This window comes from Paludisphaera sp., assembly GCF_037189885.1.
In the GTDB taxonomy this organism is placed as follows: Bacteria; Planctomycetota; Planctomycetia; order Isosphaerales; family Isosphaeraceae; genus Paludisphaera.
Window position 1 is genome coordinate 229015 of the sequence record NZ_JBBCIR010000013.1, and the last position, 6874, is coordinate 235888.

6 protein-coding genes are annotated in these 6874 nt (G+C 70.7%); 1 reads left to right on the forward strand and 5 read right to left on the reverse strand.

Features of this window, described 5'->3' with window-relative positions:
• The first annotated feature begins 232 nt into the window (after positions 1–232).
• Positions 233–1438, forward strand: a complete 1206-nt coding sequence (locus WG209_RS06180; protein ID WP_337174141.1) for a peptidoglycan recognition family protein — start codon at positions 233–235, stop codon at positions 1436–1438.
• A gap of 87 nt (positions 1439–1525) precedes the next feature.
• Here WG209_RS06180 and WG209_RS06185 read toward each other — a convergent pair whose 3' ends face one another.
• From WG209_RS06185 to WG209_RS06205, 5 genes are all read right to left on the reverse strand, one after another.
• On the reverse strand, positions 1526–2080 hold the full coding sequence (locus tag WG209_RS06185) for an NUDIX hydrolase (protein ID WP_337174142.1): 555 nt from the start codon (positions 2078–2080) through the stop codon (positions 1526–1528).
• A complete protein-coding gene (gene sucD, locus WG209_RS06190) occupies positions 2077–2958 on the reverse strand; it encodes a succinate--CoA ligase subunit alpha (protein WP_337174143.1) in 882 nt (293 codons plus the stop codon). The genes WG209_RS06185 and sucD overlap by 4 nt, the downstream gene beginning before the upstream one ends.
• A gap of 70 nt (positions 2959–3028) precedes the next feature.
• On the reverse strand, positions 3029–4285 hold the full coding sequence (gene sucC, locus WG209_RS06195) for an ADP-forming succinate--CoA ligase subunit beta (protein ID WP_337174144.1): 1257 nt from the start codon (positions 4283–4285) through the stop codon (positions 3029–3031).
• Positions 4286–4428: 143 nt separating this feature from the next.
• Entirely contained in the window at positions 4429–5127 is a 699-nt protein-coding gene (locus WG209_RS06200; RefSeq protein WP_337174145.1) for an NYN domain-containing protein, read from the reverse strand.
• 264 nt (positions 5128–5391) lie between these two features.
• Positions 5392–6684: a dihydroorotase gene (locus WG209_RS06205; RefSeq protein WP_337174146.1), complete on the reverse strand. Its 1293-nt coding sequence runs from the start codon at positions 6682–6684 to the stop codon at positions 5392–5394.
• Positions 6685–6874 lie beyond the last annotated feature (190 nt).

A 6874-nucleotide genomic window follows, 5' to 3' on the forward strand; every position in this document is an offset into this window, starting at 1 on the left:
TTTACAAGGGCCGATCGGCGGCGTGGGGCGGGGGACTTGAGGAAATCTCGGGAAAATCGCCGAGAAATCCGCATGTCGGCCGATCGCCGTGTAGACTTCAATCGAAGTCGGGAAACTTGATCTCTCGCCACGGACGCGCGGCCGATGGTTCGGCATCGCGGTTGCGATTCGTGGGAGTCGAGGCTCGACCCGGGATGTCGAGCGGATGATCGGCCCGACAGGAGATGGAAAGATGGCTGACAAGATTTCGGCCCCGTTCGCGGTGCGCGCCCATCGGGCGTGCCTCGTGATGACCGCGGTTGGCGCGTTGCTGACGGCCGGTTGCCACCGCAAGCGCACCGTCCTCCGCCCCGTGATGCCCGGCGCCCGCGCCGTGGCCGCGCCGGGCTGCTCCGACTGCGGCGGCGACGGCGGCGCGGCCGTCATCCAAAGTCCGGGCGCGACCATCCGGAGCGGGGGCTCGTTCGAGCCGGCCGACGAGCCGGTGATCAACGGGTCGTCGATCGGCTCGATCCCCTCGGAGGTGGAGCTGTCGCCGCCGGCCGCGCCGACCAGCTCGCGACGGACGCCGTCGTCGGAGCGCATCCCGACCGCCGCGCCGGACAACGACCTCGACCTGGCGCCGGCCGCGTCGACGACGCGCTCGCGCAGCCTCCGGCCGCCGGTGGAGTCCAAGCCCAAGGCGAAGGCCGACGCCGCCGGCGACGCGCTCGAGCTGTCCTCGCCCACGAGCATGACCCCCGGCGGGCCGGGCTCGCTGAAGTCGACCTCGGCCTCGGGCGTCGTTCGCCGGGCGAGCGCGCAGGGGGCGCTCGAGGGCTTCTTCGCCGGCGACGGCGCCGACGACCTGTTCTTCCCGGACAAGGCCGACCGCCCCTGGAAGTACGTCGTCGTCCACCACAGCGCGACCGAGAGCGGCTCTTACAGCGAGATCGACGCCGAGCACCGGCAGATCCTCGGCAGCGCCGACGGCTGCGGCTACCACTTCGTGATCGGCAACGGCACCGGCAGCGGCGACGGCCAGATCGAAGTTTCCCAGCGCTGGGTGAGGCAGAAGCACGGCGTCCATTGCCGCAACGCCCGCCGCGCCGACATCGACGAGTACGGCATCGGCGTCTGCCTGATCGGCGACTTCGAGAAGGCCCCGCCGACCCCCAAGCAGCAGGCCGCGCTCAAGGCGCTGCTGGCGTACCTCGGCGAGAAGTACCAGATCGACCAGTCGCGGCTGGAGACGCACAAGCACGTCGCCGCCACCCCGACCGTCTGCCCCGGCCGCCACTTCCCCGAAGCCGCCCTCGACCCGCCTTCGTTCCGCGGCGAGGCCCAGGCCGACGCCCGGCCAGTCCGCCGCGAGATCGAGCGTCGCGCGGTGCCGACCGCGTGGCGGACCCAGGAAGGAGACCTCGAAGTCCCCGTCCTGAGCGGCCCCGCCCGCTGATCGACCGGCCGACGACAACCGCCTTCCATCTCCGGGCCCGCAGGGACGCGGGCCTCCATCCCCTCCGTTTCCGCCTATCCCTTCGCCTCATCTTTCCAGGCGACGGACGGCTTCATGCAGGATGGCGACGACCGACATCGCGTCGGTGATCTCGCCTTCGCGCACCATCCGCCAGGCTTCCGCCCAGGGGACGCGGCGGACTTCCAGTTGCTCGGACCCTTCGGGCTCGCTCGGGCCGTGGACCAGGCCCGTGGCGCGATAGAGGAACGCTTCCTCGTCGCTGACCGAGTTGGAGAGGTGGCAGCGGGCGACCAGCTCCAGGCGGTCGCACGTCATGCCGGTTTCTTCCTTCAGCTCGCGCAGGACGGCCTGCTCGGGCGACTCCTCCGCGGGGCAGCCCCCTTCGGGGATCTCCCAGGAGTAGGCGTCCAGCGGGTAGCGGTGCTGCCCCACGAGCCAGACCGAGCCGTCGTCCTCGACGGGGAGGACGCCGACGGCGCGGTTCTTGAACTCGACGACGCCGTAGATGCCCGGCTGGCCGTCGGGGCGGATCACGTCGTCCTGGCGGACGCGGATCCAGGGGTTCTCGTAGACGGGCCGCGTCGCCACGGCCCGCCACGGGTTCTCGCGAGGGTCGTTCACGCGCCGATCGCCGCCTTAAGGGCCAGCCCCATGTCGGCGGGGCTCTTGGCGACGCGGATGCCGGCGCCTTCCAGCGCGGCGATCTTGTCGGACGCCTTGCCCGAGCCGCCGGAGATGATGGCGCCGGCGTGGCCCATGCGCTTGCCCGGCGGGGCGGTCTGGCCGGCGATGAACGCGGCGAGCGGCTTGGTGAACTTGCCCGACGCCTTGAGCGCCGCGGCCTGCTCCTCGGCGTCGCCGCCGATCTCGCCCATCATGAGGACGGCGTCGGTGTCCGGGTCGTTCTCGAACATCGTCAGGACGTCGACGAAGCTGGTGCCGTTGACCGGGTCGCCGCCGATGCCGACGCAGGTGCTCTGGCCGATGCCCAGGTTGGTGAGCTGCCAGACGCCCTCGTACGTCAGCGTGCCCGAGCGGCTGACGACGCCCACGCGGCCCGGCTTGTGGATATAGCCCGGCATGATGCCGATCTTGCACTCGCCGGGGGTGATGACGCCGGGGCAGTTCGGGCCGATGAGCCGCGTCTGGGGGTGGTACAGCTTCAGGTAGGCCACCGCGCGGGCCATGTCGAGGACGGGGATGCCCTCGGTGATCGCGATGATGACCGGGATGCCGGCGTCGGCCGCCTCCATGACCGCGTCGGCCGCTCCCGGAGGGGGGACGAAGATCATGGTGGCGTTGGCGCCGGTGGCCTTCACGGCCTCGGAGCAGCTGTCGAAGACCGGCACGCCGACGGCCGTCTGGCCGCCGCGCCCGGGGGTCACGCCGCCGACGAGGTTCGTGCCGTATTCCTTGCACTGCTCCGCGTGGAAGCCGCCCGACTTGCCGGTGATCCCCTGGCAGATGAGGCGGGTGTCTTTGCCGACCAGGATGCTCATGAATTTCGATTCCGTGGATGCGAGCCGTGTGTTCGGTTCGGGACGTCGTCCGGGGTCGAATCGGGCCGGGTCAGGAGGCCGCGTGCTTCTTGGCGGCGGCGACGACCTTCTCGGCGGCGTCGGTCAGGCCGACGGCCGTGATGATCTTCCGGCCGGACTTCTCCAGCAGCTCCTTGCCGAGCGCGGAGTTGGTCCCTTCGAGGCGGACGACCAGCGGGACGCGGAAGTCGATCTCGTCGTAGGCGGCCAGCAGCGCCTGGGCGATGATGTCGCACCGCATGATGCCGCCGAAGATGTTGACGAGGACCGCGTTGACCTTGTCGGACGACAGCAGGATGCGGAAGGCCTCCAGCACCTGGTCCTTCTCGGCGCCGCCGCCGACGTCCAGGAAGTTGGCCGGCTCGCCGCCGTGGTGCTTGATCAGGTCCATCGTGCTCATGGCCAGCCCGGCGCCGTTGACCAGGCAGGCGATGTCGCCGTCGAGGCTGACGTACGAGAGGCCCGAGCGGCCGGCCCGCAGCTCGGCCGGGTCCTCCTCATCCTCGTCGATCAGCGCGGCGTATTCCTTGTGGCGGAACGAGGAGTTCTCGTCGAAGTTCAGCTTGCAGTCGAGCGCCATCACCTCCCCCTTGTCGGTGACGATCAGGGGGTTGATCTCGGCGAGCGAGGCGTCGGCGTCGATGCAGAACTTCACGAAGTTCTTGAGGAAGACGGCGCCCTTCTTGGCCGCGTCCCCTTCCAGGCCGAGGGCCTTGCAGAGCTTGCGCGCCTGGAACGGCTGGAGGCCGAGGGCCACGTCGACGGGCTCGTGGACGATCTTCTCCGGGGTCTCGTGGGCGACCTTCTCGATGTCGACGCCCCCCTCGGTGGAGGCCATCACGACGGGCCGCTTGGCGTTCCGGTCGACGGCCAGGCCGAGGTACAGCTCGCGGGCGATGTCGTGCCCGACGGTGACCAATACCTTCTTGATCGCCTGGCCCTCGGGCCCGGTCTGGTAGGTCACCAGGGTCTTGCCCAGCAGGCTCGCGGCGGCCTTCTCGGCGTCGGCGGCCGAGCGGACGAGCTGGACGCCCTTGGCCATCCCGTCCGGCCGGGGCTTCTCGCCGCTGGCGATCGCCAGCGCCTCGGCGCGGTCGACCTCGGGGCCGACGGCGACCCCCTTGCCGCGCCCGCCGGCGTGGACCTGGGCCTTGACGACGATCAGGCCTCCCCCCAGTTCGTCGTAAGCCTTCGCCGCCTCCGCAGGCGTCGAGGCGACGATCCCCGCCGGCACGGCGACCCCGGCCTTGGCGAGCAATTCCTTGGCCTGATACTCGTGTACCTTCATTGCCGAACGGCCCTGTAGTCCAGAAGAAAGAACGGGAACGGCGCGCATCGCCGGTCTCGGCCGTCGCGACCCCCGGCGGCTGGTGAAGGGCCCCAGTTTAAACGATCGCCGGCCGCCGATGCCATAAGGCGACGCGGACGCGTTCAGCCTTCGCGCTCGATCTCGCGGCGGATGGCGGCGATGTCCGCGTCGGTGATCATGGCGCGGCGGAGGTCCGGCACGTCGCCGACGTCGACCCGCCGGGGCTTCTCCACGCGGCGGCGGTCCGGGGCGGGGGGGGCGCCGCGGGTGATCGAACGCTTCGCCGGCGCGGGCTCGCGTGGGGCGGAGGGCTCGTCGATCGCGCCGAAGACCTCTTCCCAGTAGGCGCGCTCGGCGTCGTCGAGGGCGGGGGCGGTCCGGACGGCTTCTGGGTCGGGGGCGTTCATGGGGGGGCGTCGCTGGTAGGCGAGGGTCGGCAGGCGGTCGAGGAACTCGTCGGCCTTCAGGGCGCGGGCCTTGCGACGAGTCGCGGACTGCCGGACCTCGCGGTCGTTCGACACGACGGTCAGGAACTTGGGGGTGGAGTGCCGGGCCAGGATGCGCTCGATGCGGGCGTCGGCGCTGGGGTCGGACAGGGCGAAGATGACGGTGATCCGGCGATAGGTCGACTCGACCGGGAAGTCGGCCGGCGGCTTGTTGGCGTCGAAGACGATGGTGGTCTCGGCCGCCAGGTCGCCGAGGTGCGACGCCAGTTGGTCCAGGAACCGCCGGCGCGCCTTGCGGAACCGCTCGCGGCTCATCTTGGAGTCGATGACGCCGGCGACGTGCATCACGTTGTAGCCGTCGATGAGCCAGCGCATGAAGACCGCGCCTTTCGAACGCCGATGGGGGCGTACACGGGGGGCCGACGATCCCGTCCCTTCTCCCCTCGTGGGAGAAGGTGGCCGAAGGCCGGACGAGGAGGCGGCCGCCGTCGCGCCTCGCGTAATTCCCTGGCCTTGCAGCCCATGGCCTCCGGTCGCGCCCCCCTCAGCCGGCCCTTCGGGCCACCGTATCCCCCGCGGGGAGAAGGGACAGACTTGTCCTAATTCTAGTTTAGGGCGTGCTTTCCAGGCATCAAGGCTTCAACTGCCCGCGCCTTCCAGCCTGTACCGCACCTCGCCTTCGACGATGACGGTGTGGGCCCGGCCGCGGACCTTCCATCCGTCGTAGGGGGTGTTCTTGCTCTTGCCGCGGAGCTTGGCGGCCTCGACGGTCCAGTCGAGGCCCGGGTCGATGACGGTGACGTCGGCGTCGGCCCCGGGGCGGAGGGTCCCCTTGTTGGGGAGATTCAGGAGGGCCGCCGCGTTGACGGTCATCTTGCGGATCGCCTGGGGCCAGGTGAGGTGGCCGGGCTCGATCAGGCAGGTGACGGTCAGGGGGAGGAGCGTCTCCAGGCCGACGATCCCGAAGGGGGCCTGGTCCAGCTCGCGCATCTTCTTCTCGCGGGCGTGGGGGGCGTGGTCGGTGCAGAGGATCTCGATCGTGTCGTCCTTCAGGCCCTCGATGACCGCGGCGACGTCCTCGGCCGTGCGGAGCGGGGGGTTCATCTTGAAGTTGGAGTCGAACGTCCGCAGGCACTCGTCGGTGAGGCTGAAGTGGTGGGGGCAGGCCTCGGCCGTGACGCGGATGCCCCGGCGCTTGCCCTCGCGGACCAGCTCGACGGCCCTGGCGGTGGAGATGTGTTGGATGTGGAGCCGGCCGCCGGTGATCTCGGCGAGGCGGATGTCGCGGGCGACCATGATGTCCTCGGCGGCGGCGGGCATCCCCCCGAGGCCGAGGCGGGTGGACTCGAACCCCTCATTCATCACGCCGCCGACGGTCAGCTCCATGACCTGGCAGTGCTGCATCACGACCCGGTCGAACATCTTGGAGTATTCGAGGGCCCGCCGCATGAGCCCGGCGTCGGAGACCGGGGCGCCGTCGTCGGTGAAGGCGACCGCGCCGCCGGCGACGAGCTGGCCGAGTTCGGCCAGCTCCTCCCCCTTTCGGCCCTTGCTCACGCAGCCGACCGGGAAGACGTTGGCCTGCCTCGCCCTGCGGCCCTGGAGGACGACGAACTCGGCGGTGGTCTGGGTGTCGAGCGGCGGGAGCGTGTTCGGCATGCACGCGACCGTCGTGACGCCCCCCGCCAGCGCCGCGGCGGCGCCGGTGGCGATGGTCTCGTCCTCCTCCTGGCCGGGCTCGCGGAGGTGGACGTGGACGTCGATGAGGCCGGGCGTCACGATCAGCCCGCGGGCGTCGACGACGGAATCGGCCGCCGCGCCGCCGCCGCCGTCCGGGACGATCTTGCCGTCGCGGATCCAGACGTCGCCGATCGCGTCGACGTCGCGCGAGGGGTCGATGATCCGTCCGCCGGTGATCTTGATGGTGGGCACGACGATGGTCCTTGAGACGGGGGTGGGGAGGCGGACGAACAGGAAGAACAGATCACGAACTCGGCGCGCGGATCGTCCCTTCTCCCCTCGTGGGAGAAGGTGCCCCGGAGGGGCGGATGAGGGGGCGCGCGACCGAAGGCCTGGGCCGTCCCCCTCATCCGGCCTACGGCCACCTTCTCCCACGAGGGGA